This window comes from Acutalibacter sp. 1XD8-33, from assembly GCF_003612555.1.
Taxonomy (GTDB): Bacteria; Bacillota; Clostridia; order Oscillospirales; family Acutalibacteraceae; genus Acutalibacter.
In genome coordinates, this window is record NZ_RAZF01000007.1 from 125,735 (window position 1) to 151,255 (window position 25,521).

Consider the following 25,521-nt stretch of genomic DNA (forward strand, 5'->3'; position numbering starts at 1 on the left):
TTTTCCATTTACTACTGCATTGAAAGTCAAGGAATGCCCCTTCAGCGGAGTACCACCGAAATAGATAATAAAGGTTATTGCCTTTTTATGATAACCTTTCCTTTCTCAAAATCCAAATTGGTTGTCTTTTCGTTTCTCTTGCTTTTGAGACAACTTAGATTCCTGATAAACTGCCCATCGGCATCAGTCCCCATTCTGATGAATCTAATTGCTTATTCATTGAAAGAGCAAAACAATGAGAGTTCACTTATTTGTTCAAAGTGTGGCATATTATTATAAATTTGTCAATACAAATTTGCTTTTTCGTAGAAAGTTGTTTTGCTGCGAAGAGACTGTCTATGTGGCGATTGAAAAAGCCGCCGCTCTTGTTGCTCACCCTTCCCGGCTCTTGTCAGGGAAAAGCAGCGGCCGCAGATACTGCCCGGTATAGGAGCCCTCTACCCGGGCCACCTCCTCCGGCGTGCCCTGGGCCACGATCTCTCCGCCCCGGTTGCCGCCCTCGGGGCCCAGGTCGATGATGTGGTCCGCAGTCTTGATCAGGTCCAGGTTGTGCTCGATGACGATGACGGAGTTCCCCTTGTCCACCAGCTGCTGCAAGACCTCGATGAGCTTGTGTACGTCCGCAATGTGCAGGCCGGTAGTGGGCTCGTCCAGAATGTAGATGGTCTTGCCTGTGGGCCGGCGGGAGAGCTCTGTGGCCAGCTTCACCCGCTGGGCCTCGCCGCCGGACAGGGTGGTGGCCGGCTGGCCGATCTTTACATAGCCCAGGCCCACGTCGTTGAGGGTTTGCAGCTTCCGGGCCAGCTTGGGCAGGTCCCGGAAGAAATCCAGGCCCTCCTCGGCGGTCATTTCCAGGATATCATAGATATTCTTCCCCTTGTATTTGACCTCCAGCGTCTCCCGGTTGTACCGGTGGCCTTTGCACACCTCGCAGGGCACGTACACATCCGGCAGAAAGTGCATCTCAATGCGGATGATGCCGTCGCCCTGGCAGGCCTCGCAGCGGCCCCCCTTCACGTTGAAGCTGAACCGCCCGGCATTGAAGCCCCGGAGCTTGGCCTCCTGGGTGCTGGCGAACAGCTCCCGGATGTCGTTGAACAGGCCGGTGTAGGTGGCCGGGTTGGACCGGGGGGTGCGGCCGATGGGGGACTGGTCGATCTGAATCACCTTGTCCAAGTGCTCCAGGCCCAGGATTTCCTTATGGGCCCCTGGGAAGGTGTGGGCCCGATTCAGCTCCGCGGCCAGCTTCTTATAGAGGATCTCGTTAATCAGGGAGGACTTTCCTGAGCCGGACACGCCGGTAACGCAGACCAGTTCTCCCAGAGGAATCTTCACGTTCACCTTTTTCAGGTTGTTCTGGGCGGCTCCCCGGATTTCCAGGAAATTGCCGTTGCCTTTCCGGCGCTTCTCTGGCACCTCCACCTTGCGTTTCCCACTGAGATACTGGCCGGTCATGGAGGCTTCGCATTTTTCGATCCCCTTCACCGGGCCGGAATAAATGACATTGCCCCCGTGGACCCCCGCTCCCGGGCCGATATCCACAAGATAGTCCGCCTCCCGCATGGTCTCCTCGTCGTGCTCCACCACGATCACAGTGTTGCCCAGGTCCCGCAGGTGCTTGAGAGTGCCCAGGAGCTTGCTGTTGTCCCGCTGGTGCAGGCCGATGGAGGGTTCGTCCAAAATATAGAGCACACCCATCAGGGAGGAGCCGATCTGGGTGGCCAGACGGATGCGCTGGCTCTCGCCCCCGGAGAGGGTCCCCGAGGACCGGGACAGGGTGAGGTATTCCAGCCCAACGCTTTGAAGAAATCCCAGCCGGGACTTGATCTCCTTCACGATGGGGGCCGCAATGAGCTTTTCCCGCTCTGTGAGTTCCAAGGCCTCCACAAATTCCAAGGCCTCGGTAACAGATTTGTCGCAGAAGTCCGCAATATTTACCCCGCCCACCGTGACGGCCAGGCTCTCAGGGGAGAGGCGTTTGCCGTGGCAGGCGTCGCAGGGCACGGCGCTCATATACGTCTCAATCTCCGCCTTGATCCAGTTGGAGGAGGTGTCCTTATACCGCCGCTCCAGATTGTTGATGACGCCCTCGAAGGCTGCGTAATAGGAACTGCCTTTGCCGTATTCTCCCATGCGGGTGAGCTTGATCTTCTCCCCTTTGGTGCCGTAGAGGAGCACGTCCACAATCTCTTGGGACAGTTCACTGATGGGGGTGTCCAGCGAGAACTTGTAGTGTTCGCTGAGCCCTTGCATATACATGGTGGCGATGGTGCTGCCCTCCATGGCCCAGCCACTGGCTTTCAGCCCTCCCTTGCGGATGGACAGTTTCTTGTCCGGGATAATCAGCGCCGGGTCGATGCGCATGAACACCCCCAGGCCGGTACACTTTTTACAGGCTCCAAAGGGGTTGTTGAAAGAGAACATCCGGGGGGTCAGCTCGTCCACGCTGACCCCGTGCTCCGGGCAGGCGTAGTTCTGGGAGAAGGTGATGTCCTCTCCGTCCACCACGTTCACAATCACGATGCCGCCGGTGAGCCCGGAGGCCACCTCAATGGAGTCTGCCAGGCGGGAGCGGATGTCCTCTTTCACCGCCAGACGGTCTACCACAATCTCAATGTTGTGCTTCTGGTTCTTGTTCAGCTGGATGGGCTCGTTCAGGTCGTAGAGCAGGCCATCCACCCGGGCCCGGACGAAGCCTCCCCGCCGGGCCGCGTCGAATTCTTTCACATGCTCGCCCTTGCGGCCCCGGACCACTGGGGCCAGCACCTGGATCCGAGTTTTCTCCGGCAGGGCTAGCACCTGGTCCACAATCTGGTCGATGGTCTGCTGCTTGATCTCCCGGCCGCAGATAGGGCAGTGGGGCACGCCGATGCGGGCGTAGAGCAGGCGCAGGTAGTCGTAGATCTCCGTGACCGTGCCCACCGTGGACCGGGGGTTCTTGGAGGTGGTTTTCTGGTCGATGGAGATGGCCGGGGACAGGCCGTCGATCTTGTCCACGTCGGGCTTCTCCATCTGACCCAGGAACATCCGGGCGTAGGAGGAAAGGCTCTCCACATATCGGCGCTGGCCCTCGGCGTAGATGGTGTCAAAGGCCAGGGAGGACTTCCCCGACCCGGAAAGGCCCGTGAGCACCACCAGCTTGTCCCGGGGGATGGTTATATCAATGTTCTTCAGATTGTGCTCCCGGGCGCCATGCACTTCGATTTTATCAAGGCTCATAGGGTTCACTTCATCCTTTGATTCTAAATTTTTCTTTTGTAGCTGGGAGATCAGAGTGGTTTCTCCATCTGAACATACAGCCCCTGTTGAAAGATGATCTGAAAGCCGGACGCCCGGTAGAGGGAGACGGCGGGCTCCAGGGTAATCCGCGTGTCCAGATACAGGGTGTGGCAGCCTTGCTCCCTGGCATAGGTCTCCAAGGCGCGGAGCAATTCTTTCGAGATTCCCTGTCCTCGGTATTCTTTCTTTATAAACAGCCGCTTGACCTCGCCCACCCCGGCGTCCTTTTCCCGGTAGGCGATACACCCCACGGGGCGGCCGTTTTCCCGGGCGGCCCACACCTTCTCTAGCTTCTCGCTTTCCCTGTACCGGGTGTAGTAGATTCTGTCCTCGCCCAAAAAATCCAGCATATATTCATCGTGCTCTGAAAAAAGCGCCAGTATGCCGGGGTCCGTGGTTTCCGTCAGAATAATCTCCATAGCTTCCCCTTCTGTTTCATTGACAAATGTTTTCAGGGTCCCGCCTGCGGGCCCGGTTTGGAGGCCCCGCAGCCGCAGGTCCCCGTATAGCTGGGGTTCACTCTTCCGCAGCGGACGCAGCTCCACCCGCCGCTTTGAAGCATCGCCTCATGATACCGGCCCGTCTGGGCCTGGGCATACTAGGGGTCTGTATAGAGGACGCCCACGTTCCGCCTTGTCAGCGCCACGATGAAGGCGATGATCCCAAAGAAGAAGCCCCACCAGAACCAGTTCTCATAGTACCCCTTCTTCACAATGAGCCGATAGGTGACGAACCCCCAAAAGACGCTGAACGCAAGGCGGATTCCCACTATAATCAGCAGCTCCATGGCTTATCCCCTTTCCTCCGGAAGAATGTGGGAGAGATTTTCCTCATCGGTCCCGGTCAGCCGGACCACGCCGGGCAGGTGGTAGAAGCCCACCGCGCTCTCCGGGGCGAACGCCTCCGCCCCGGCGGCGCACAGGTACACCCGCTTTCCCAGGGCCAGGGCCATCCCCAGCTCCACATGGGTCCCCCGGCCTCCCGGCAGCAGGATCACCACCACGTCCGCCTCCCGGATGGCCCTTTCCTCCAGCCGGGCGATCTCCTTCAGGTGCTCCGGAGTCACCGCCTCCGGGGGAATCCTCGTCCAGTCATAAGTCTGCTCCCAGCCCTGCTCCCGCAGCCTCCGGGCAAACCAGGAGACTGTCTCCCGGTTTCCAAGGCAAGATCCAATATAGAATGTCATTCCGACTCCCCCTTGCCGAAGCCGTTCCACCAGGCCCGCTCTACGAAGGGCTTCTTTTTGGGAGGGGGTCCGGCCGCAGACGCGGCCTTGCCTACCGGTAGAAAGCACACCAGCTCGTAGCACGCCGGCACACCCAGAAGATCCGCGATCTTCCGGCCGATCCGGTCCTCATCGGTAATGTGTCCCTCATACCAGCAGCTCGCGTAGCCCAAGGCCTTGACTGCCAGCAGCATGTTCTCAATGGCAGCGGAGTAGTCCTGTACCTGGAAGCATCGGTCCCGGTAGGCGAAGATTTTCTGGGTCAGCACGCAGATGGCGGCGGGGGCCGTCTGGGCCACAGGCGGGTCAATGACGGCCTTCACCCGGCCCAGCAGCGCCGGGTCGTCCACGGCAATGAGACTTGTGGTCTGCTTATTGCATCCAGAGGGCGCGCCGAGCCCCGCCTCCATAATCTTCCGCAGGTCCTCCCTGGGTACAGGCTCGGGCAGGTATTCGCCCCGGTAGCTCCGGCGGCTCTGAATCAAATCCAGCATATCCATAGGAATAGGCTTCCTTTCTGTACATTATGGCTCTATATCTCCCTTTCAGAGGGCGCCGGCTTTTCCGGCAGGGCCGGCCGCCCTTCAGGGCATGAGGCACGTTCGCTCAATCTGGAAAGCCCTCCCAAGTCAGGCCCTCCGGCCAGACATAGCGGTCCCCATAAGCCCCCTTGGCCCGGGCGGTGTGCTCCTGGACGAACGCGGCCTTTTGCCGGGTGTATTCGTCTCGGTCGTGCTCATATCGCTTCCAGAGGCCCAGCTTTAAGGCCTCGTATTCCTTTGCCGCGTCCGGGCGAGCGTTGAGCCAGTCCCGGAAATATAGCTCGTCGTTATCGCCCAACAGCCGCAGATGCAGATGGAACACTCTCTCCCCGAAGCCTTCCGGCGTGTAACCCTTGTTGAAATCCATCCGGCCGCCGCTGTCTGACATGCAGAGATAGCCCGCCGCTTTCAACCGGCTGCCCGCCGCAGCCAGCGCCGTTGTATCCGATAGCTCGATCAAAATATCGATGATGGGCTTGGCCCAAATGCCCTCTATGGCTGTGCTGTCAATGTGGTTTAAAACCGGGGCCGGACCCAGCAGGCGCCGAAGCACGGCCTCCTCTTCAGCATACCAATCTGTCCAGCAGGCCTGATGCTCCGTCAGTACAATGGGGAACAGCTGCCACAGCTCCTCCAGGGTCATCTCACTCAGCTTTTTCGGCATTTTTCTTCCTCCTTTTGGCGGATACCGTCACCCAGGCAGGGCGGAAGCCGCATTTCCAGGCGATGTTCTGGGAGTGGAGATTGCTGAGGCTGGTTCCATAGAAGGGCAGAGCCCCCCGGCGCTCCACCTCATGGCAGAGGCCCTCCACCAGGAGAGCACCCAGCCCTCGGCCCCGGTAGGGGGGAAGCACGTCAATGCCCACCTGCCACATCCCCGGCGCATCCGCGCTGGCTCCGGCTAAAGCGGCGGGCTTGTCCCCGTCCAATGCCAGCAGGGCCAGCACATCGGGGCGGGCGGGGTTCTCCTCTTCTTGCAGAGCGTTGGGCCAGGACGCGTTGGGGTAGAAATTAGCGATGTCCTCCCGCTCCAGCCATTGCAGGGTGAGCCCTTCCGGGGCCTTGGCAGGGCGGAAATCTCGGCCAGGCAGGTAGTGATGAAAGGTCTGGGTCAGGGCATAGCCGTAGGGAGATAGGATCTCCGCCAGCCTCCACATCCGGGGAAATTCCAGCAGCCAGTGGGGCTCTTCCGCGTCTTTGGCCCACTCCTGTAAGGCGGACCAGAGCTCTTCCTCTGCCATGATGACCGTGGCCGTGCCGGTGGTGACCAGCTCAAAAAAAGGGAGCTTGTCTGAGTAAGCCCGCCGTCCCGGATTCAGCGCCGGTGGTGTGAAGAGAATCCCCCCGGCCAGGAGGGCCTCGGGGGTGGTGTTAAAGTCGACCGCCAGCTGCCTGATGCCGGCCCTCCATGCCTGCCTTTTCTCCATACCGGATCTCCTTTCCGCCGCCATTTTGAGGAACAGGGTTCCGGCCCCGCCGCCCGGCTTTTGCACGGGCTTGGGCGCCTGCGGCCCCAAGCCCGGAAATCGAAGTTCCCCATAGGGGAACTTCGTGTGAATTTCGCATAGCGAAATTCCGCAAAAGCCGAGGTTATAGTAAACACACTTGAAAATCGTATATACCGATTTTCAAGTTAGGCAGCTACGCTGCCTGGTTCAAAAGAGGCGGCATACCTCTTTTGAACTGCGTTAACTATTCCGGCCGGGGCGCTTTCTGGGCACCGGCGCGTGGCCGCCTCCCTGGCCCTCCAGCTCCTTGATCTTGTCTCTGAGATACGCTGCGTGCTCGAACTCCAGCAGCTTCGCCGCGGCTTTCATCTCCTTTTTATACTTCTCAATCAGCTCTGCCCGCTCGGCGGGAGTATAGCGCTTCTTTTTCTTCTTGCCATCCTCCTTGTGGGAGGAAATTTCCAGGATCTCCGCCACATCCTTCTTGATGGTCTTGGGGGTAATCCCGTGGTCCAGGTTGTATTTTTCCTGAATGGCCCGGCGGCGCTCTGTCTCCGTGATGGCATATTCCATGGACTCGGTGACCTGGTCCGCGTACATAATAACTTGCCCATCCGCGTTCCGGGCTGCCCGGCCAATGGTCTGGATCAGGCTGCGCCCGCTACGCAGAAAGCCCTCCTTGTCCGCGTCCAGAATGGCCACCAGAGTCACCTCCGGCAGGTCCAGGCCCTCCCGGAGCAGGTTGATGCCCACCAGCACGTCGAACTCCCCCAGCCGCAGGTCCCGGATGATCTCCATGCGCTCCACCGTGTCGATATCGTGGTGCATGTACCGCACCCGAATGCCGTAGTTCTCCAGATAGGCGGTGAGGTCCTCGGCCATTTTCTTGGTGAGGGTGGTCACTAGCACCCGCTCCTCCTTCTCCACCCGCAGGTTGATTTCAGAGATCAGGTCGTCGATCTGCCCGTCCGTGGGCTTCACCGTCACCTTGGGATCCAAAAGCCCCGTGGGCCGGATCACCTGCTCCACCACCTGCCCGGACTTCTGGAGCTCCAGGTCCCCCGGCGTGGCGCTGACGAAAATGGCCTGATTGATGTGGGAGTAGAACTCGTCGAAATCCAAGGGCCGGTTGTCATAGGCCGAGGGCAGGCGGAAGCCGTAGTCCACCAGCATCTGCTTGCGGGCGTGGTCCCCGCCGAACATGCCCCGCACCTGGGGCAGGGTCACGTGGCTCTCGTCCACGAAGAGCAGGTAGTCGTCCGGGAAGTAGTCCAGCAGGGTGAAGGGCGCGCTGCCCGGCTCCCGGCCGGAGAGCACCCGGGAGTAGTTCTCAATGCCCTTGCACACCCCGATCTCCGCCAGCATCTCCATGTCGTGGCGGGTCCGCTCCGTGATGCGCTGGGCCTCGATGAGCTTGCCCTGCTCCTTGAACATGGCGGCCTGCTTCTCCATCTCGTCATACAGGCTGGCGATGGCGGTTTTCATCTTGTCCCCGGGCACGATATAGTGGGAGGCGGGGTAGATGCCGATGTGCTTCAGCTCCCCGGTCACCTCTCCGGTGAGGGGGATGAACTCCCGGATGCGCTCAATCTCGTCCCCGAAGAACTCCACCCGCACGGCCTTCTCGCTGGACTCGGCGGGGAAGATCTCCACCACGTCCCCCCGCACCCGGAACTTGTTGCGCACGAAGTTGATGTCGTTGCGCTCATACTGCAGCTCCACCAGCTTGCGCAGCAGGTCGTCCCGGTTTTTCTCCATGCCGGGGCGCAGGGAGATCACCATGGTCCGGTAGTCGATGGGGTCGCCCAGACTGTAGATGCAGGATACCGAGGCCACGATGATCACGTCCCGGCGCTCGGAGAGGGCGCAGGTGGCGCTGTGGCGCAGCTTGTCGATCTCGTCGTTGATGGCAGAATCCTTTTCTATATAGGTGTCCGTCTGGACGATATAGGCCTCCGGCTGGTAGTAGTCGTAGTAGGAGACGAAATACTCCACCGCGTTTTCCGGGAAGAACTCCCGGAACTCAGAGCAGAGCTGGGCCGCCAGGGTCTTGTTGTGGGCCAGGATCAGGGTGGGGCGGTTCAGCCTGGCAATGACGTTTGCCATGGTGAAGGTCTTGCCGGAGCCCGTGACGCCCAGCAGGGTCTGCTCCTTCATGCCCCGGCTCACGCCCTGGGCCAGCTGCTCGATGGCCTCCGGCTGGTCGCCGGTGGGCTGGAATTTGGAAGATAGCTTAAAATCCATATGGATCCTCCAGACTTACTTTTGAGAGTTGATGGGGGAACGGCGTGCACGGGCGGCTGGGCGAACGGGCACTAGGTCCGGGTGGGCGTTTCAGCTGGTTCCATGCGCACACAGCTGGCCTGCTCCGGTTTCCAGGGGGGATTTTTTTCAGTTGTAAAAGAGTTTAATCTTGTTTCACAAGATTAACTCTCCGCGTCCCCTTTTGCAAGGCAAAACTCGGATAGTTAACCGAGCGAAGCGAGTGTTAACTATTATTCACACCCTGGCAAAATTACACTTCTCCGGTGTTTAAGGTCAGACCTAGGAGACTGTGAGTCTCGCCGACCGAGCTGACAGGTGAGATCCAACGCCCCAAGGGCTTAAAGCACCGGCTATTGCGGCAGCTTTCCTTCATACTCTCCGGCGACCCACCGGACATGGTCCAGGTGCTGCCGCCGCTTGTCCAGAATCTCCGTTGTCATGCGCTCCATAATGCCGCTCTTTAAAAAGGAAAACTCGTCGTCTCCAGCAATAATGATATGGTCGTCCAAAGAGGCGTCGATATCCATTAGCGCCATTTCAATCTGCTCCGTAACAATGATGTCCTCTCGAGAGGGCATCACGCTGCCGCTGGGATGATTATGGGCCAGCACTGCCTCCTGGGCGTTAAAGTCAATGCACATTTTGATGAGCTGCCGGATATACAGGGGAACCGCGCTGACAGAACCGGTGCTCAGAATGCCGCTGTATAAGAGCCGGCGGTTGCCGTCCATCAGGAGAACTCCCACCGCCTCTGTTTTCAGCCCCAGAAATTTAGGCCTGAGCACGTCCAGGGAGGAGTTGGAGTCCATGATGCGCTTCATCCGCCCGGCCTCTCCCTCCATACAGGCTTTTGCCAGCTCCACCGTCAGGTGCAGAAATCGGGCGGCTTTCGCAGACATACCCGGCAGCTTCGCCAGCTGGTCCTCCGGAGCGGTGGCCATATTGACGAAATTACCCATGGCTCCCTGAAGGCTTTCTACCGCCTTTTTCGCCTCTTCCTGGGACATGACCAGCCCCAGGGCTTCCTCTAAAAGTTTGATCCTTGCCCGTTCCTCCATAGCCTCTCTGGAGGAAGGCTTTTTCCGTCTTGCCGCCATGGCGCTCCCCTTTCATTCGCTCTCTATCATATCAAACGTTTGTTTCTTTGTCAAGCCCCAGAATATCGTAAACGCGCTTGAAAAACCGGCATTTCCTTCTTCATGTATGCTCTGCGTACATTATAGTACCGCTACAAGCCGCTTTGCGCCTTGTCAAATCGCCGAGGCAATTTGTAACTCCGTTACACGGACTCGGCTCTACTAAAATATCCTACGGATATTATAGCACAAATTTCTGAAAAAGGGGAGGCCCGCCGCCTAGAGTCTGTTTTAAAACCGGTATTTCAGAGTTTTAAGACAGACTCTAGAGTTTCAGAAGGTGCCGAAAAGGATCCTGAGTGCATCATTCTGATGGGGCGCGCCACTGTCCTGAATCTCTTTTGGCGTGAAAGATAGGGATTGACAAGAAAACTTTGCGTTCCATCTTGACAAGAACACTTGGCGCAGTTATACTATAGTAAACGCTTTTGAAAATCGGTAAATAACGATTTTCAAGCTAGACGGCTACGCCGTCAGATTCGAAAGAGATATTCTACCTCTTTTGAACTGTGTTAACTATAATATGTTGACAAGAAAACTTAGGAGGTGCTATCCAATGAATCGGGAAGAAATTCTTGAGAAGAGCCGGGCCGAAAACCGCAACCAGGATATGGTAGAACAAGAGGCGCTCAAACGGGCCGCCGTCAATGGCAATATCGCGGTCCTTGTCCTGGTCACTCTCTTTTTCATCGCCAACATCGTGGTGGGGAAGGGCATCCACTGGGGACTTTATGCCATGATTACCTGCGGCAACGCGGCCACTTTCTGGACAAAATATGTCCGGCTGAAAAAGTGGCATGAGGGCCTTTTAGCCGCGGCATATACCCTGTTAACGCTGGCGCTTTCGGCGGCATATCTGTATGAGCTGATTTAGGAGGTCTCATGGACGGGAGACTTATTCTAAAAAACCGGTTGAAAGAGGCCCGGGCCGAACAGGGGCTCTCCCAGGCCCAGTTGGCGGAGTTGGTGGGCGTATCCAGAAATACGATCAGCTCCATTGAAACCGGGCAGTTCAATCCCACGGCAAAGCTGGCCCTGGTGCTATGCATTGCTTTGGATAAGAAATTCGAGGAATTATTCTATTTTTAAGGCCAGGACACCTTTTCCAAACCACCGTCAATTTAGAAGAGAGCTAAGGAAATTTCTCTCCTTCTTTTTACCCGGACAGAAAAACCGGCGAGGCCTTATCCCTTCGCCGGTTTTCTTCGTCTATTCGCCTATCTCTGAGGCAGAAGAATTTCTGTGGAGAAGGCCCCGTCCTCGCTGTTGCGGCTGAGATAGCCTCCGTGCCGCTCAATAATGCTGTCAATGCGCATCAGCCCGAAGCCATGGCCTTTTCCCTTCGTGCTTGGGTATCTTCCGCCCTTTTTCTTCTGTCTTCCCTTAGCGGTAAAGTTCATAAAGGAGAGATATAGCTGAGAACCCTTCATCTCCATGTAGACCCGGATCAGCCGGTCCTCTGGAGGCAGCTCCATACTGGCCTCAATGGCATTGTCAAAAAGATTGCCGATGATCGTGCATAAATCCACTGGCGGCGTGGTGATCGCTATGGGAATGTCCGCGTCTGCCCGGACGGTAATGCCCCTGGCTCTGGCAAGGGAAATCTTGCTGTTCAGGATGGCGTCCGCCATGGAATTGCCAGTTTTTACCACTGGCTCCACCAGGGAGATGCTTCTGTCCAGCTGTTCCAGATATTCCTCCAGAGCGGCCAGGTCCCCTTTGGCGGCGCAGGCCTTCATGGCCTGGAGGTGGCTGCGGAAATCATGCCGCCAGCCCCGCATTTCCCGGTACATGTTTTCCACCTCGTCGTAGTGGATTTGAATCAGCTCTTTCTGGTAGGCATAAATCCTTTTATCCAGCAGCGCCCCAATTAGGCCCACGGCTATCCCCCTAATCCATCTCGATGATCGCCCTGTTGATTCCCTGGTAGCTGCCCCTGGGCAAGGGTAGCACTGTGCCGTCGTTTAGGTAAACGTCTACCTTTGTTACTCGACTGATCCATCTCAGGTTAACAACAGAGGAGCGGCCCAGCCGGTAAAAGCCTTCTCCCAGCTCTTCTTCCAGGACGCTCAAGGGCTTTTTTACCGTATACTCCCCTCGGGCATGGACCGTCACGTAATTGCCCCGCACTTCCGCATAGCGAATCTGGCGCAGGGGGACCCGCAGCGTTTCCCCAGGCAGCTCCAGGGCCAGGGTTCGTTCGCTTTTTTTCACAGCGGCTGCGGCCCGGTCCAGCACGGCGAAGAGCTTTTCTTCTCCTACCGGCTTCAGCAGGTAGTGGAGCGCCGCCACGTCGTAGCCCTCCGCAATATACTCGGCGTACCCGGTGACAAAGACGATCTGGGTGGTGTCGTTGGCCTTGCGCAGCTCCCGTGCCATGGAGACACCGTCCATGCGGCCCATCTCCACGTCCAGCAGCAGAATATCCCACCGCTCCTCCCCCAGCTGGAAGAGAAAGCTCTCCGCAGAGGGGAACTGGGCCAGCTTCCATTCATAACCCCGAGCCCGGGCCCACCGGCCCGCAAGGCCGGCCACATAGTCCCGGTCCTCGGGGGAATCGTCGCACACGGCGATGTGATAGGCCATGGCTCTCCCTCCTGATACAGTCTATTACGATTTTAGCCCACAAACGGGGAAACGTCAAGAGGGGATTTGGGGCTGAATGGTGACCAAAGCCTGTGTTTTTTTAGTATTGAAAGGCCTCCGGCGGCTTAGGGCTTCGCCCTAAGAACCCACCAAACTTTTTGAAAAAAGTTTGGATCAAAAACTTTTACCCTGGTTAGCTTGGAATGCTACAGTTAACAACATTGACCGGTCCAGCTGGTCGAAACTTGGCAACGCCAAGTTTACAGCTGGCGCGGGTGTGGGGTGAGCGTCTGCCAGTGGCAGACACGCCGCGAACCGACCGAACCGGCAGGTGAGACCCGCGTAGGCCCAAGGTCTTGCCGTAGTCGGCGTTTCTGTGCCGACGAAGGCCTTCCAATCCTTCAAAAAACGCGATCAGAACCCTTCCTTTGGCCCTCTTTTCCCAAATCCTGTCTTGAAAAGGCCGCGCCCTCCATGTTATAATGCACACAGACCAGAGCACGCGGGAGCGCGGGCTTCCGCGTGGGAGAAAGAGAGGGAATCACCTTGAGCCAGAAAAAAAGCAGTTTCCGCCGGTCGCCGGGATTAGGCCCTGTGGCCGGATTGATCGTCCTGGTTGTGCTGTTCCTTTTGTCCAGCCGGTTTAACCTTTCGAATGGCACCGCCCCGGAGGGAGTGGAGTCCATCCCCCTGCCGGATACCGCCCAGGAACTACCCCTGCAGGTCTACTATCTGGATGTGGGCCAAGGGGACAGCGAGCTGGTCCGCATCCCCGGCGAAGGAGGATATTTTAACATGCTCATTGATACCGGGGAATATCAATATGCCGACGGCCTCACCGATTACCTGAAGGGACTGGGTGTTGAGCGGCTGGACGCCCTGGTATGTTCCCATCCCCATACCGACCACATGGGCTGCATGGCCCGGATTGTTCAGCGCTTTGATATCGGCGCCATCTATATGCCCCTGCTCCCCGAGGACAAAACCCCCACCACCGCCGCCTATGAAAAGCTCTTGGATGCTGCGGAGGAAAAGGGGATTGTGATCAACCAGCTTCATGAGGACGCGGCGATAGAGTCCCCCGCTGGCTCTCAGTTTCAGGTAATGTCCCCCCGGATGGACGCGGACTGGGAGGGGGCCAACAACTACTCCGCAGTGATGCGGCTGGTCTATGGGGAGGCCTCCTTCCTCTTTACCGGGGACGCGGAGGAGGAGAGCGAGGAGATTATCCTAGAGGACGGCTACCTGCTCCGCTCGGACGTACTGAAATGCGGCCACCACGGCTCCAGCTCCTCTACCTCTGACGAATTCCTGAAGGCGGTGGACCCCCTGTATGCCGTCATCAGCTGCGAAACCGGCAACCGTTACGGCCACCCCCACCGGGAGACCATAAAAAAGCTGAAGTCGGCGGACGTGGCCCTCTACCGCACCGACAAGGACGGCACCATTCTGGCGGAGAGCAAGGGCGCAAGCATCACCTTCACCACAGGGCTGGCCTCTGTGGAGGGGAAGGACGACTGACCGGGAAAGGAGCCGCAATATAATGGACTTTGAGCGCACTTTTGACAACGCTGCGGCTCAGTATGAGGCTGTCCGTCCAGCATACCCAGAAGCCCTGTACCGGGATCTGCTCTGCTGTCAGCCGCTTTCGCCGGAAAGCCGCGTATTGGAAATTGGTTTGGGCACAGGTAAAGCGGCCGGTCCTATATTGGCTACCGGCTGCCAGCTTACCGGCCTAGAGCCGGGGAATCGTTTGGCGGAAATCGCCAGGGAACGGCTGAAAGAGTATCAAAACCTTACTCTTCTGGACCGGACCTTTCAGGAATTTACCGGCTCTGGAGACAGCTTCGATTTGATCTATGCGGCCACCGCTTTCCACTGGATTCCAGAGGAATACGGCTACCGGCGGGTCTATGAGCTGCTGAGGCCCGGAGGAACTTTTGCCCGATTCGCCTATCACGCCGGGCCGGACCAAAAGAGGAAGGAGTTGACGGCGGAGATCTGCCAGATCTACCGGCAATATATGCATGGGGGAAAAGGAGAGTATCGCCCTTTGACTCTGGCGGATGGTCCCCGGCTTCTGGCCGTCCCGAGAAAATATGGGTTCGGGGACACAGAGTTCCACCTTTATCATATGGAAAAGGATTTCACCCCGGAGGAATACCGGCTGCTTTTGCAGACTTACCGGGACCATATGGCCCTGGAAAAAGAAAACCGGGTCCGGCTTTTTGATGGAATCTGTGACGCCATCCGCCGCCACGGCGGGGTGATGACCGTATATTACACGGTAGACCTGCAGCTGACCAGAAAGCCTGGCGGCCCTTTCTCTTGACCCCGGGGCACTCCCCCATAAAATCACTACATAAAGGAGACAACGCTATGCTTACGGAAAACAAAAAGGAATTCATCGATTTCATGCTGTCCGCCGGGGTGCTCCGGTTCGGGGACTTCGTCACCAAGTCCGGCCGGAACACCCAGTACTTCGTCAACACGGGCCTCTACCGCACCGGGGCCCAGCTCTCCCGGCTGGGGAGCTATTACGCCGCCCTGGTGAAGGACGCCGTGGGCGATGGCTTCGACGCCATGTTCGGCCCGGCCTACAAGGGCATCCCTCTGGCGGCGGCCTGCGCCTCTGCCCTGTGGCGGGATTTCGGGATCGACAAGCCCTACTTCTTCAACCGCAAGGAGGCGAAGGACCACGGAGAGGGCGGCGTCACCGTGGGCTATCAGCCCCAGGACGGGGACCGGGTGGTCATCATCGAGGACGTGATCACCGCGGGCACCGCCGTGCGGGAGTCCATGTCCATTCTGAGGGCCTGCGGCGACGTGAAGGTCACGGACGTGTTCATCAGCGTCAACCGATGCGAGGTGGGCCAGACCCCCGGCAAGACCGCCATCATGGAGGTGGAGGAGGAGTTCGGGCTCAGGGTGCACCCCATCGTGACGGTGGCGGACATCCACGGCTACCTCAAGGAGAAGGGTGAGTCCGCCCTGGCGGCAGCCATGGAGGGTTATATGGCCCGGTACTGCATTTTGGACTAGGAGCTGCCCATGCCCAGATTTTTTGTGGAGCAGCCCCTGGCGGGGGAATTCCTCCTGGACGGCGAGGCCGGCCGCCACGGAGCCAAGGTGCTACGCCTGCGGCCTGGAGAGGCTGTCACCCTCTGCGACGGCAAGGGCACGGACTACCCCTCCACGGTAAAGGAGAACACCGGAGACAGCCTGCTCCTGCGGGTGGGGGAGGCGGTTCCCAGCCGGGGCGAGCCGGAAACGGAGGTCACCGTCTGCCAGTGCCTGCCCAAGGGAGACAAGCTGGAGACCGTGGCCCAGAAATCCGTGGAGCTGGGGGCCCGGCGCGTCTGGCCCATTGAGAGCCGGTTCTGCGTGGCGAAATGGGAGGAGAAATCCCAGGCGAAAAAGCTGGCCCGGCTGCGGAAGATCGCCCTGGAGGCCGCCATGCAGAGCGGCCGGGGGACCGTCCCCCAGGTACTGCCTCCCACGGATTTGCGGTCCGCCCTGGAGGCCGCCGTCCGGGAGGGGGAGGTCCTCTTTCTCTATGAAAAGGCCGTTCTGGGCCTGAAATCCGCCTTGAAGGGGACGGGAAGCCGCCTGTTCCTATTTGTGGGGCCGGAGGGGGGCTTCGCCCCGGAAGAGGCGGCCCTGGCGGAGAGCCTGGGGGCGAAATCCGTGAGCCTGGGGCCCCGCATCCTGCGCACAGAGACGGCCCCCCTAGTAGCCCTTGCCGCCATCCTGTATGAAAAGGGGGAGATGGAGCTGTGAGCCTTCCCCTGGTCAAAGCGGTGGTTTTCGATGCCTACGGCACCCTCTTTTCCACCGGGACCGGTTCCGTGGACGCGGCCAGGGAGATCCTGGCTCTGAACGGCAGGTCGGATCTCTCCCCGGAGGCGTTCTATGCCCGGTGGAAAGCATTGCACCGGGTCCATATGAATGGGCTGAAAAAATTTGTGCCGGAGGCGGAGATTTTCCACCGGGACTTGGCGCGCCTGTATGAGGAGATGGGTTTCGCCGGGGACGCGGGCCGGGATGTGGAAATCATGCTCCGACGCCAGGGGACACGCCAGCCCTTTCCAGAGGTCAGGGAGGTGTTGGACGTTCTGGCCGGATCCTTCCTTCTGGCCATCGGCTCCACAACGGACAGCGAGCCTCTTTTCCGGGACCTGAGTCGGAGCGGCCTAGAGATCCCCCATGTCTATACGTCGGAAAGCCTTGGGGTCTATAAGCCCTATCCGGCTTTTTATGAAAAGATTCTCCAGGGGATCGGGCTCTCCGCAGCCCAGGTGCTTTTTGTAGGGGATTCCCTTCTGGACGACGTGGCCGGGCCCCGGCGGGTGGGCATGAAAACCTGCTGGGTAAACCGGAGGAGACAAAAAGTTCCTCCCAGCGGCGAAGTCCCGGACTTTGAGGTCCCAAGCCTCACAGGGCTATTGAATATTCTGAGATAGGGTGGGTGAAACCAATGCCTGATAGAGACACAGTCCTTGTCACTGGGGCCTCCGGGGGCATCGGCCGGGCCATCGCCCTGGCCTTTGCCGGGAAGGGGTATCCCGTGGCCCTGCACTACAATACCCGCCGGGAGGAGGCCCTGGCCGTCCGGGAGGAAATCCGCCGGGCGGGAGGCCGGGCGGAGCTCTTTCAGGGGGACCTGTCCCAGGAGGAGGAGGTCTCCCGGCTGTTCGGCGAAGTGGAGGGCCGGCTGGGCCCCGTGGGGATTCTGGTGAACAACGCGGGAATCTCCTGGCAGGGGCTGCTCACGGACATGACGCTGGAGGAGTGGAGGCGGGTGCTGGACGTGAACCTGACCAGCGTGTTCCTCTGCTGCCGCCGGGCCCTGCTCCCCATGATCCGGGCAAAGTCCGGGTGCATCATCAACATCAGCTCCATGTGGGGCCAGCAGGGGGCCTCCTGCGAGGCAGCCTACTCCGCCTCCAAGGCGGGGATCATCGGTCTGACCCAGGCCCTGGCTCAGGAGGAGGGCCCCTCCGGCATCCGAGTGAACTGCATTGCTCCCGGCGTGATTAACACTTCTATGAACGCTCGTCTCTCTCCGGAAGTCCTGGACACGCTCCGGGAGGAGACCCCCCTCCTGCGCATTGGCGCGCCGGAGGATGTAGCCCACGCGGCGATTTTCTTGGCGGAGAACGAGTTTGTCACCGGACAGACCATCGGAGTGAACGGGGGATTCCTGATATAAAAACTTGTACCGGTAAGGAGGCTTCTATGGGAGAAATTCTGATATACCTGTTACAGGTGGTTCCCTTCACCGGCTTTGTGGCCCTAATCTATTGGAACGTGCGGGGCTGGCTTCTCCGGGGCAAGGGCCTTCGGCGAGGCGCCTGGCCCCAAGAGATTCTCTTGCTCCTGCTCGTATGCTATTTTACCGGCCTTCTTTCCCTGGTTTTGGTCCCGCCCAACTTCTGGAGTGAGTTTTGGTTCCGCCTGGCCAATGGATTTCCCAGCGGGGAAATGGGTTGGGCGATTACCCTGGACTTTAATTTTACACCTTCCCTTCTTCTGTATCTGCGGGGTGAACTGACCGGGGGCAGCTGGACCCGGGTTATGGCTGTGGGCAATGTGCTGATGTATTTCCCGATGGGGATCCTCTTGCCCTGGGTGTGGAAAAAAGCTGGCTTTGGCAAGGTTCTGGCCGCAGGCGGGACGATGTCTCTGGCAACAGAGTTGGTCCAACCTTTTGTGGGCCGCAGCTTTGACGTTGATGATTTGATTGCCAACATCCTGGGCGTCCTGCTGGGGCTGACGGTTTTCCTGTTCGTCCGGCGCTTTCTGCGCGGGCGCAAAGGCTGAGATTCCAGATGAGATCTGCGCGCGTACCATGGCAAGATTTCTTTGGCTTCTATGGAAGGTTTGTCTGAAAATTTGCCAGGATTCGAGTTGACTTTTTCTCCAAAAAATGGTAATCTTAATAAGAAATAATCCGGCCATATGCTATGGGCTCGAAACCGCCGGGGAGAAAGGGACGATGCAGTATGACAGAATTTGAAAGATGGCTCCAGCAGGATTTGGACGATAAGGATCTTACCCAGGAGCTGGAATCCGTCAAAGGCCAGCTGGAGGAGATCAACGACCGGTTCTATCGGGACCTGGAGTTTGGCACCGGCGGCCTGCGGGGCGTGATCGGCGCGGGCACCAACCGCATGAACGTCTACACCGTGCGCAAGGCCACCCAGGGTATGGCCAATTACCTGCTGGCCCACGCGAACGGCAAGCCTCAGAGTGTGGCGATCGCCCACGACAGCCGGAACAAGGGCGTGGCCTTTGCCCAGCAGTCGGCGGCGGTGCTGGCGGCCAATGGAATCAAGGCGTATCTCTATCCCCAGCTGATGCCCACTCCGGCGCTCTCCTTCGCGGTGCGGCACCTGAAATGCGACGCGGGCATCTGCGTCACCGCCAGCCACAACCCTGCCAAGTACAATGGCTATAAGGCCTACGGCTCCGATGGCTGCCAGGTCACCGCCGATATGGCCGACGGCATCATGAATGAGATCAACTCCCTGGACATCTTCTCTGACGTGAAGAAGATGGACTTCCAGGAGGGCATTGACAAGGGCCTCATCGAGTACATCGGCGAGGAGACCGTGGACGCCTTTATTGAGGCCGTCTACGGCGAGAGCCTGAATGTGGACGCCAGTTCCCTGAAGCTGGTGTATACCCCCCTCAACGGCGCGGGCAAGATGTGTGTGCTGCGCATTCTGGACAAGATCGGCGTGAAGGACGTGACTGTGGTTCCCGAGCAGAGTGAGCCCGACGGCAACTTCCCCACCTGCCCCTATCCCAACCCCGAGTTCCGGGAGGCGCTGGAGAAGGGGCTGGCCCTGTGCGAGAAGGTCCAGCCCGACCTGCTGCTGGCTACGGACCCGGACTCCGACCGGGTGGGCATCGCGGTGAACCAGCACGGGGACTATGTGCTCATGACCGGCAACGAGGTGGGCATCCTGCTCCTGGATTTCATTGCCCGGGTAAAGAAGGAGCAGGACCGCCTGCCCGCCCATCCCGTGGCCGTCACCACCATCGTCAGCACGGACATGGTGGACCCCATCGCCAAGGATTACGGCGTGGAGCTGCGCCGCTGCCTCACGGGCTTCAAGTATATCGGCGACATTATCGCGGAGCTGGAGGAGAAGGAGGGCAGCGCGGACAGCTATCTCTTGGGCTTTGAGGAGAGCTACGGCTATCTTTCCGGCGGGTATGTCCGAGACAAAGACGCGGTGGACGGCAGTATGCTCATCTGCCAGATGGCCGCTTATTATAAGGAGAAGGGCATGACTCTGGTGGACGCCATGAACGCCCTCTACGAGAAGTACGGCTACTACAAGAACGACCTGTGCAACTTCGGCTTCGAGGGCGAGGACGGCATGAAGACCATGAACGGCATCATGGACACCCTGCGGAAGAATCCCCCCACCCAGATCGCCGGGGCCAAGGTTGTGGGCCGCAGCGACTACCAGGAGTCTCAGTCCTATGGGGACAAGGAGGGCAAGATTGACCTGCCCAAGTCCAACGTGCTGGAGTACCGCATGGAGAACGGCTGCAAGCTGATCGTGCGCCCCTCCGGCACTGAGCCCAAGATCAAGATCTACCTCTCCGGCAAGGGCGCCACCAAGGCCGAAGCCGGGGAGATCATCCAGAAGATGAAGGACGCGGTTCCCGGGCTGCTGGGGATCTGACGCATCTGGATGCACCGCAAAGACAAGGGCCTTCCCCGTTTTGGGGAGGGCCCTTTTTCCGCCTAGTCGTCCACCTTGACGATATCCAGGGCGGACTCCAGCAGGAGGTTGATCAGCTCGTTCCGGGAGCGGTTGGTCTTTCCCGAGAGGACGTCCAGCCGCTCCAGCATCTCCTCCTTCATCCGCACCGATACCACCTTGTAGCCGTCGTCCCCTCTGCGGGCCGGCTTTTTTGTAATCCGGATTTCCTGGGTCATTGCAGTTGCCATGGGGCATAGGGTTGGTATCGTTGTCAACCACGGAGCGCCCTCAGGCTTTTTCCCCTCTGAAAGCGCGTCAACGATCCTATACCGTTCCTTTCCTCATAATTTTCGTACCGTGCCTCTGGAAACAGGGAGTGGCCCAAACGCGTGTTTTTTGAGTAGTGGGAGGCCTCCCCGGCACACCGCACCAAGCGGGGCGAAATACGCAGGCTGGTTTTCGCGGTGTGTCATGAGTTTCCGCCCCAGCCGTGAGACGGCTGTCTTTTGCTGTGCAAAAGTGCGGCGAAAACTCTGTCAGGCTGGGTGCAAGTGCTCTCAGCTGGCCAGGGGCCTGTCTCGCCTGGTCTCGTCTGCCGACTCGGTCGGATCAGAACGCTCCCCACCGGGGAGCTTCCCCGGCTCGGTCGGCGACGGGAAATCGCCACTGGCGATTGTCGCCCCCTTCACCCCGCCAAACTTTTTGAAAAGAAGTTTAAGACGTTACCTTCGGTAAGTCTCAAAAACTTTTACCCTGGTTAGTTATGTGCGGTAAAGCCCACTATATTGCGTTACGCGGTCAAGGGGCGTTAGGCCCCTTGTGGGGTTTGGGGCAAAGTCCCAAGGTCTTGTGCGCCCGAAGGCCTCTCATCACTTCAAAAAAACTTCCCTGCAAATATTCTACCTTGACATCTGCCAATTTCCTATGCTATAATTATATAGTCTATTTAAACTATATAATTATAGTCAAACTTGAAGCAGGTGAATCAGTGAAAGCCTTAAAAAAATTCCTCCCAATCCTCTTTATGGCGGCGGTTCTGGCTGCGCTCGTTGCCTATGGCAGCGAAGGCCGGGATACGCCGGGCCAGGAAAAAGCGCCCGCCGGGGTCTCCCAGCAGGCGCTTTCATAACTTCACAACACAATTTATTTAGAGGGAAACAAGCTGAATGCTTCTCCTGGCTTAAAAATCGGCATATACCGATTTTTAAGTGCGTTTACTATAAAACCGCAAACACTGATTTCAAGCAGGACAGCCCAGGAGGTGGTAACCTCCCCGCCTGGTTCAAGAGGAGCATACCGCTTTTGGACCACGGTAACTATAATTTACATAGAATTCTTTTCCACATTCCCGCCTACCACTGGACCGGCCACATAGCGGTTTAGCAAGGGAAGGATGGGCCCGGTGCAGAAGGCCATCAGCAGCGTGCCGATGCCGATGGAGGCCCCACAGGCAAAGCCCACCGCCACGCAGGCCACGTCAATGGAGATTCTCCACCAGCGAAAGGGAATTTTAGTGCGCTCGGGTACAATATAGCTGACGCAGTCGTAAGGCGCCATGCCCAGGTCGCAGGTCACGTAGAAGGAGCAGCCCACCAGCTGCATGGACACCCCCAGCAGGGTGAGGAGCACCCGCACCACAAAGCCCAGCTCTTCCGCGGGGGGAAGCACGTTCACCAGAAATCCCTTCATCACGTCGGCGGAGAAGCCCACCAGAAACATATTGCCCACCGTGCCCAGCCCCAGCTTGGAGCGGTCCGTCAGCACCACAACGATCAGCAGCAGGACATTGAAAACCGCCTGCCAGGTCCCGAAGCTCACCTCGATTTTCGAGGAGACCCCCAGGTTCAGGGTGGAGAAGGGGTCCGAGCCCATCTCCGCCAGCATGAAAAATCCCACGCCCATTCCCATCACAATCACAGAGGCCAGCATAATCCCCGTGCGCTTTACAAGGTGCTGCCCCGCAAACCGATTCATCCATTTCTCCATAATCAGTCCTCGGTTTCAAACAGGATTCCCAGAGTGTTAGGACCGCAATGACTGGCAATTGTACAACTGGCGCGGGTGGCGTGGATCTCCCCAAAATCCAGGGTAGACCGAATGGTTTCCCGCACCAGTGATTCCAGCTCTGGGGAGATGCTGGAGTAGGTGATGAAGATATGGTCCCGCTTGATGTGGGGATACTGGGCCAGTTTGTCTTTCACATAGGCGGGCAGCACTTTTTGCAGGCTGCCCCGGTACTTCTTCCCCACGTGCATACTACCATCGGAGTTGTCCACCTCAATGCAGGGTTTCAGGCTCAGGAGGTTTGCCCCCACTGCCGCGATCGTGGAGCAGCGGCCCCCGGCCCGCATAAAGTCCAGGGTGTCCAGGATGAAGCTGGCATGGACATGCGGCCGGTTGGCCTCCAAGCGCTGGGCAATTTCCCCGGCGGAGAGCCCGGCGCTGATCATCTCCCCGGCGTCGATTACTTGCAAGGCGATGCCTGTGGAAAGACTGAAGCTGTCGATGGGGTAAACTCGTCCCGGCGCGCCGGACTCCTGAAGCTCCCGGGCGGCCAGCACGCAGTTTTTGTGGGCGCTGGAAATCGCCCCGCCCAGGTTCAGATGGATTACGTCATAACCCTGGCTGACCCAGTCTTGGAAATAATCCACGTATTCGCTCATGTTGATGGCTGCGGTGCGGGGCAGGGCCTTGCGGTCGTAGTAGGCGGCGAAGATCTCCTTGACCGTAATGTCCACGTTGTCCTGGTAGTCCTTCTCCTCCAGAATGATGTGGAAGGGGTAGTAATGCACGTCATAGCGGGCCTTCAGCTCCTCCCCCAGGTCGCAGGTGCTGTCCGCGCTGAGAATGATTCTATTCATAGCTTCCTCCTAGGGCGTGTTCGCATAAGTATTCGCACACGTCTTTTTGGCAGATTTTCGGTATCTTCTACATTAAAAATTCTGGAAGTGCGGCAAGTACGTCTGCGAATTTCTGCCTTGAATCTGCCAAAAATCTGCTCAAAAATTCGCATACTCAACTTGTGTGAACATGCCCTAGTCCGTCTCCAGAAAGCTCAGCAGGGCTTCCCGGGCCTGGGCCGACTCCATCAAACCGCCGTCTATGCTTCTCTTCTGGAACGCTTTGGCACTGAGAAACAGGATCTCTGGCTCCTCGCTTTCCGGCATATGATAGCGGAAGGCGGCGGTAAAATTGTCCCGGTTGGTATTGCTGACCACGATGAATTTTTTCGGCGCGGCCAGGTATTTCTCCAGCAGGTCCGGGCGCCCCTGGAAGCAGCACTGGCTCCGCTCGTTGAACATGAAGAAGTTGGCGCAGGGGTAGTCGCAGTAGTTGGGCACAATAAAATAAGTAAGGCCGCTTTCCGCCACGGCTTCGCACAGTTCCCGCTCCGGGTCGTTGGAATGAGGGCAGGCCTCCCGCGCGTGAAAGCACTGATATTCGCAGCACCCGCAGGGGGCGATGGAGAGGCCGGAGAAATCAAAGACCCGGACCTCTGCCCTTTCGCTCCAATATTTCCGGATCTCCTCCCCGATGGCGGCGCAGTTTCCGCCCTTCCGCCCGCTGAAGGACAGGACGCAGACTGTTTTCTCTTCCCCCATTCTTTACAGCTCCGCCAGTTGTTTGAAGTTCTCCTTCAGCGCCGGATAGAGCCCGGTGTACACCCGGTAGAACTTCTCATATTCCTTCACGTTAGCCTCAATGGGCTCCTGGGGCGGGTTCACCTTTACCATGGCGTCGCAGGCCTCCTGTACTGAGGGGTACAGCCCCGAGCCCACACCGGCCAGAATGGCCGCGCCCAGGGCCGGTCCCTCCTTGGATTGCACCGTGCGCACCGGGCAGTTGTACACGTCGGCCAGCATCTGCCGCCATAGAGGGGAAGTCCCGCCCCCACCGCAAGCCAGCATCTCTCCGGTGGAAATGCCCATCTCCCGCAGCACTTCTATGCTGTCTCGCTGAGAGAACACTACGCCTTCCATCACGGCCCGGAGCAGATCGCTCCTTATGTGCATGGCCGAAAGGCCGAAGAACACGCCCCGGCAGTCCGGGTCCAGGTGGGGGGTGCGCTCACCCATGAGGTAGGGCAGATAGAGCAGCTTGTTGCTGCCTATGGGGGAGTGCTCCGCCTGTTTGTCCAGGAGCACATAGGGGTCGACGCACAGCCCCTGGGCGGAGACGATCTCCGAATAGCAGAAATTGTCCCGGAACCACTTGAGGGAGAGTCCCGCTCCCTGGGTGACGCCCATCACATGCCAGGCCCCCGGCACGGCGCAGCAGAAAGTATGCACCCGGCCCTTGGGGTCAATGGAGATTTGATCAGTGTGGGCAAACACTACCCCGGAGGTGCCCAGCGTGGTGAAGGCCTTGCCGTCCCGAACCACGCCGGTGCCCACCGCAGCGGCGGCATTGTCCCCTGCGCCGCCCACCACGGGAGTGCCCGGACGCAGCCCGGTGAGTTTGGCCGCCTCCGGACCGATCTCCCCGGTAATCTCCGGGGACTCGTACACCTTGGCCAGCAGGGCAGGGTCGACATCCAACTTTTCCAGCACCTCCTGGCTCCAGCACCGGTTGGGCACGTCCAACAGCTGCATCCCCGAGGCATCGGAAACCTCCGTGGCGAACTCCCCGGTGAGCATGTATCGCACATAGTCCTTGGGCAGCAGGATATGGGCACAGGCCTTGTAGGTTTCCGGTTCATGCTCCCGCACCCAGAGGAGCTTGGCGGCAGTGAAGCCGGTGAGGGCCGGGTTGGCTGTAATGGCGATGAGGCGATCCCGTCCCACCCGCTCAGTAATCTCCTCGCACTGTTTGCCGCTGCGCTGGTCGCACCAGATGATGGAGCGCCGGAGCACTTTGCCGTTTTTGTCCAGCATCACCAGTCCGTGCATCTGCCCGGAGAGGCCCACGCCCTTGATGTCCGCCGGATCCACGCCGCTTTTTTCCACAGCCCTGCGGATGGTGTGGGCTGCGGCGTGCCACCAGTCCTCCGGATCCTGTTCCGCCCAGCCGTTTTGGGGCTGATACAGGGGATATTCCTCCGAGGCGCTGGCCACGACCTGCCCCGCCCGGTCAAAGAGTACGGTTTTCGTGCCGCTGGTTCCCAGATCTATGCCAATAATATATTCCATTTTGCCATCTCCTTTGGGAGTTTTCTATTGCTACTATTTTCTACCTTTTGCAGAGAGATGTCAAGTGACAGTTTGGGCTTGCGCGAAAAATATCTTTGTGCTAAAATGTACGAAAAGTGTGTTGCGCTTTTCGTACGTTACTCTATCGGCTTTAAGACCTCGGAGCCGTTGGAAACCCTCAATACGT

27 protein-coding genes are annotated in these 25,521 nt (G+C 58.6%); 11 read left to right on the forward strand and 16 right to left on the reverse strand.

Translation table 11 applies throughout. The annotated features are described in order from the left end of the window. Positions 1-372 precede the first annotated feature (372 nt). From uvrA to D7X94_RS07700, 9 genes are all read right to left on the reverse strand, one after another. Entirely contained in the window at positions 373-3,219 is a 2,847-nt protein-coding gene (gene uvrA / locus D7X94_RS07660) for an excinuclease ABC subunit UvrA (protein WP_120427136.1), read from the reverse strand. Between the two features lie 50 nt (positions 3,220-3,269). After that, the gene (locus D7X94_RS07665) at positions 3,270-3,698 is read right to left on the reverse strand and encodes a GNAT family N-acetyltransferase (protein WP_147401677.1); all 429 of its coding nucleotides are present in this window, start codon (positions 3,696-3,698) and stop codon (positions 3,270-3,272) included. A gap of 179 nt (positions 3,699-3,877) precedes the next feature. Continuing rightward, a complete protein-coding gene (locus tag D7X94_RS07670) occupies positions 3,878-4,066 on the reverse strand; it encodes a hypothetical protein (protein WP_120427138.1) in 189 nt (62 codons plus the stop codon). Positions 4,067-4,069: 3 nt separating this feature from the next. Further along, a complete protein-coding gene (locus D7X94_RS07675; RefSeq protein ID WP_120427139.1) occupies positions 4,070-4,465 on the reverse strand; it encodes a nucleoside 2-deoxyribosyltransferase in 396 nt (131 codons plus the stop codon). Beyond that, a complete protein-coding gene (locus tag D7X94_RS07680; RefSeq protein WP_120427140.1) occupies positions 4,462-5,004 on the reverse strand; it encodes a nitroreductase family protein in 543 nt (180 codons plus the stop codon). The genes D7X94_RS07675 and D7X94_RS07680 overlap by 4 nt, the downstream gene beginning before the upstream one ends. 106 nt (positions 5,005-5,110) lie before the next feature. Next, positions 5,111-5,710, reverse strand: a complete 600-nt coding sequence (locus D7X94_RS07685; protein ID WP_120427141.1) for a GrpB family protein — start codon at positions 5,708-5,710, stop codon at positions 5,111-5,113. After that, the gene (locus D7X94_RS07690; protein WP_158590945.1) at positions 5,691-6,473 is read right to left on the reverse strand and encodes a GNAT family N-acetyltransferase; all 783 of its coding nucleotides are present in this window, start codon (positions 6,471-6,473) and stop codon (positions 5,691-5,693) included. Before D7X94_RS07690 ends, D7X94_RS07685 begins: the two co-directional genes overlap by 20 nt. A gap of 261 nt (positions 6,474-6,734) precedes the next feature. After that, on the reverse strand, positions 6,735-8,738 hold the full coding sequence (gene uvrB, locus D7X94_RS07695; RefSeq protein ID WP_120427143.1) for an excinuclease ABC subunit UvrB: 2,004 nt from the start codon (positions 8,736-8,738) through the stop codon (positions 6,735-6,737). 371 nt (positions 8,739-9,109) lie between these two features. After that, the gene (locus tag D7X94_RS07700) at positions 9,110-9,856 is read right to left on the reverse strand and encodes a JAB domain-containing protein (protein WP_120427144.1); all 747 of its coding nucleotides are present in this window, start codon (positions 9,854-9,856) and stop codon (positions 9,110-9,112) included. Between the two features lie 595 nt (positions 9,857-10,451). Here D7X94_RS07700 and D7X94_RS07705 point away from each other — a divergent pair. Next, a complete protein-coding gene (locus D7X94_RS07705) occupies positions 10,452-10,769 on the forward strand; it encodes a DUF6442 family protein (protein ID WP_120427145.1) in 318 nt (105 codons plus the stop codon). Between the two features lie 8 nt (positions 10,770-10,777). Beyond that, positions 10,778-10,984 carry a helix-turn-helix transcriptional regulator gene (locus tag D7X94_RS07710; RefSeq protein ID WP_120427146.1) on the forward strand — a complete coding sequence of 69 codons (207 nt, stop codon included), beginning with the start codon at positions 10,778-10,780 and terminating at the stop codon, positions 10,982-10,984. A gap of 128 nt (positions 10,985-11,112) precedes the next feature. Here D7X94_RS07710 and D7X94_RS07715 read toward each other — a convergent pair whose 3' ends face one another. Then, positions 11,113-11,775 (reverse strand): sensor histidine kinase, encoded by a 663-nt coding sequence (locus D7X94_RS07715; protein WP_243111224.1) that lies wholly within the window; start codon positions 11,773-11,775, stop codon positions 11,113-11,115. 10 nt (positions 11,776-11,785) lie between these two features. Continuing rightward, a complete protein-coding gene (locus D7X94_RS07720) occupies positions 11,786-12,481 on the reverse strand; it encodes a LytR/AlgR family response regulator transcription factor (RefSeq protein WP_120427147.1) in 696 nt (231 codons plus the stop codon). Positions 12,482-13,027: 546 nt separating this feature from the next. Between D7X94_RS07720 and D7X94_RS07725 the strand changes: the two genes are divergently transcribed. From D7X94_RS07725 to D7X94_RS07760, 8 genes are all read left to right on the forward strand, one after another. Then, positions 13,028-14,002, forward strand: a complete 975-nt coding sequence (locus tag D7X94_RS07725) for a ComEC/Rec2 family competence protein (protein WP_158590946.1) — start codon at positions 13,028-13,030, stop codon at positions 14,000-14,002. Between the two features lie 22 nt (positions 14,003-14,024). Further along, a complete protein-coding gene (locus tag D7X94_RS07730) occupies positions 14,025-14,813 on the forward strand; it encodes a class I SAM-dependent methyltransferase (RefSeq protein WP_120427149.1) in 789 nt (262 codons plus the stop codon). 47 nt (positions 14,814-14,860) lie between these two features. Next, positions 14,861-15,523, forward strand: a complete 663-nt coding sequence (gene pyrE / locus D7X94_RS07735) for an orotate phosphoribosyltransferase (RefSeq protein WP_120427150.1) — start codon at positions 14,861-14,863, stop codon at positions 15,521-15,523. 9 nt (positions 15,524-15,532) lie between these two features. Next, the gene (locus D7X94_RS07740; RefSeq protein ID WP_120427151.1) at positions 15,533-16,261 is read left to right on the forward strand and encodes an RsmE family RNA methyltransferase; all 729 of its coding nucleotides are present in this window, start codon (positions 15,533-15,535) and stop codon (positions 16,259-16,261) included. Then, positions 16,258-16,944, forward strand: coding sequence for an HAD family hydrolase (locus tag D7X94_RS07745; RefSeq protein WP_120427152.1), 687 nt, complete (start codon positions 16,258-16,260; stop codon positions 16,942-16,944). Before D7X94_RS07740 ends, D7X94_RS07745 begins: the two co-directional genes overlap by 4 nt. Before the next feature lie 14 nt (positions 16,945-16,958). Beyond that, positions 16,959-17,693, forward strand: a complete 735-nt coding sequence (ymfI, locus tag D7X94_RS07750) for an elongation factor P 5-aminopentanone reductase (RefSeq protein WP_120427153.1) — start codon at positions 16,959-16,961, stop codon at positions 17,691-17,693. A gap of 26 nt (positions 17,694-17,719) precedes the next feature. Further along, positions 17,720-18,304, forward strand: coding sequence for a VanZ family protein (locus D7X94_RS07755; protein ID WP_120427154.1), 585 nt, complete (start codon positions 17,720-17,722; stop codon positions 18,302-18,304). Positions 18,305-18,486: 182 nt separating this feature from the next. Then, a complete protein-coding gene (locus D7X94_RS07760; RefSeq protein ID WP_120427155.1) occupies positions 18,487-20,184 on the forward strand; it encodes a phospho-sugar mutase in 1,698 nt (565 codons plus the stop codon). A gap of 62 nt (positions 20,185-20,246) precedes the next feature. On the opposite strand, the gene D7X94_RS07765 is transcribed toward D7X94_RS07760, so the two are convergent. Further along, entirely contained in the window at positions 20,247-20,480 is a 234-nt protein-coding gene (locus tag D7X94_RS07765) for a ribbon-helix-helix protein, CopG family (RefSeq protein WP_243111225.1), read from the reverse strand. Positions 20,481-21,193: 713 nt separating this feature from the next. Here D7X94_RS07765 and D7X94_RS18395 point away from each other — a divergent pair. After that, positions 21,194-21,334: a hypothetical protein gene (locus D7X94_RS18395; protein WP_158590947.1), complete on the forward strand. Its 141-nt coding sequence runs from the start codon at positions 21,194-21,196 to the stop codon at positions 21,332-21,334. 194 nt (positions 21,335-21,528) lie between these two features. Here the strand turns inward: D7X94_RS18395 and D7X94_RS07770 are convergent, their stop codons facing one another. The 4 genes from D7X94_RS07770 to xylB all read right to left on the reverse strand — a co-directional run bounded on the left by D7X94_RS07770 (position 21,529) and on the right by xylB (position 25,334). Beyond that, positions 21,529-22,179, reverse strand: a complete 651-nt coding sequence (locus D7X94_RS07770) for a YczE/YyaS/YitT family protein (RefSeq protein WP_147401678.1) — start codon at positions 22,177-22,179, stop codon at positions 21,529-21,531. A gap of 14 nt (positions 22,180-22,193) precedes the next feature. Further along, positions 22,194-23,066 (reverse strand): DegV family protein, encoded by an 873-nt coding sequence (locus D7X94_RS07775; protein WP_120427158.1) that lies wholly within the window; start codon positions 23,064-23,066, stop codon positions 22,194-22,196. A 174-nt stretch (positions 23,067-23,240) separates the two neighbouring features. Then, positions 23,241-23,807, reverse strand: a complete 567-nt coding sequence (locus tag D7X94_RS07780) for a hypothetical protein (protein WP_120427159.1) — start codon at positions 23,805-23,807, stop codon at positions 23,241-23,243. Between the two features lie 3 nt (positions 23,808-23,810). Next, positions 23,811-25,334 (reverse strand): xylulokinase, encoded by a 1,524-nt coding sequence (xylB, locus tag D7X94_RS07785; protein ID WP_120427160.1) that lies wholly within the window; start codon positions 25,332-25,334, stop codon positions 23,811-23,813. Between the last annotated feature and the right edge of the window lie 187 nt (positions 25,335-25,521).

Bases quoted from the DNA above. Each gene is read 5' to 3' on its own strand.
- D7X94_RS07705 (WP_120427145.1), top strand. From the start codon at position 10,452: ATGAATCGGGAAGAAATTCTTGAGAAGAGCCGGGCCGAAAACCGCAAC.
- xylB (WP_120427160.1), bottom strand. From the start codon at position 25,334: ATGGAATATATTATTGGCATAGATCTGGGAACCAGCGGCACGAAAACC.
- D7X94_RS07770 (WP_147401678.1), bottom strand. From the start codon at position 22,179: ATGAATCGGTTTGCGGGGCAGCACCTTGTAAAGCGCACGGGGATTATG.
- D7X94_RS07685 (WP_120427141.1), bottom strand. From the start codon at position 5,710: ATGCCGAAAAAGCTGAGTGAGATGACCCTGGAGGAGCTGTGGCAGCTG.
- D7X94_RS07675 (WP_120427139.1), bottom strand. From the start codon at position 4,465: ATGACATTCTATATTGGATCTTGCCTTGGAAACCGGGAGACAGTCTCC.
- D7X94_RS07760 (WP_120427155.1), top strand. From the start codon at position 18,487: ATGACAGAATTTGAAAGATGGCTCCAGCAGGATTTGGACGATAAGGAT.
- uvrB (WP_120427143.1), bottom strand. From the start codon at position 8,738: ATGGATTTTAAGCTATCTTCCAAATTCCAGCCCACCGGCGACCAGCCG.
- D7X94_RS07720 (WP_120427147.1), bottom strand. From the start codon at position 12,481: ATGGCCTATCACATCGCCGTGTGCGACGATTCCCCCGAGGACCGGGAC.
- D7X94_RS07665 (WP_147401677.1), bottom strand. From the start codon at position 3,698: ATGGAGATTATTCTGACGGAAACCACGGACCCCGGCATACTGGCGCTT.
- uvrA (WP_120427136.1), bottom strand. From the start codon at position 3,219: ATGAGCCTTGATAAAATCGAAGTGCATGGCGCCCGGGAGCACAATCTG.
- D7X94_RS07710 (WP_120427146.1), top strand. From the start codon at position 10,778: ATGGACGGGAGACTTATTCTAAAAAACCGGTTGAAAGAGGCCCGGGCC.
- D7X94_RS07755 (WP_120427154.1), top strand. From the start codon at position 17,720: ATGGGAGAAATTCTGATATACCTGTTACAGGTGGTTCCCTTCACCGGC.
- pyrE (WP_120427150.1), top strand. From the start codon at position 14,861: ATGCTTACGGAAAACAAAAAGGAATTCATCGATTTCATGCTGTCCGCC.
- D7X94_RS07700 (WP_120427144.1), bottom strand. From the start codon at position 9,856: ATGGCGGCAAGACGGAAAAAGCCTTCCTCCAGAGAGGCTATGGAGGAA.
- D7X94_RS07690 (WP_158590945.1), bottom strand. From the start codon at position 6,473: ATGGAGAAAAGGCAGGCATGGAGGGCCGGCATCAGGCAGCTGGCGGTC.
- D7X94_RS07680 (WP_120427140.1), bottom strand. From the start codon at position 5,004: ATGGATATGCTGGATTTGATTCAGAGCCGCCGGAGCTACCGGGGCGAA.
- D7X94_RS07775 (WP_120427158.1), bottom strand. From the start codon at position 23,066: ATGAATAGAATCATTCTCAGCGCGGACAGCACCTGCGACCTGGGGGAG.
- ymfI (WP_120427153.1), top strand. From the start codon at position 16,959: ATGCCTGATAGAGACACAGTCCTTGTCACTGGGGCCTCCGGGGGCATC.
- D7X94_RS07740 (WP_120427151.1), top strand. From the start codon at position 15,533: ATGCCCAGATTTTTTGTGGAGCAGCCCCTGGCGGGGGAATTCCTCCTG.
- D7X94_RS07730 (WP_120427149.1), top strand. From the start codon at position 14,025: ATGGACTTTGAGCGCACTTTTGACAACGCTGCGGCTCAGTATGAGGCT.
- D7X94_RS07780 (WP_120427159.1), bottom strand. From the start codon at position 23,807: ATGGGGGAAGAGAAAACAGTCTGCGTCCTGTCCTTCAGCGGGCGGAAG.
- D7X94_RS07670 (WP_120427138.1), bottom strand. From the start codon at position 4,066: ATGGAGCTGCTGATTATAGTGGGAATCCGCCTTGCGTTCAGCGTCTTT.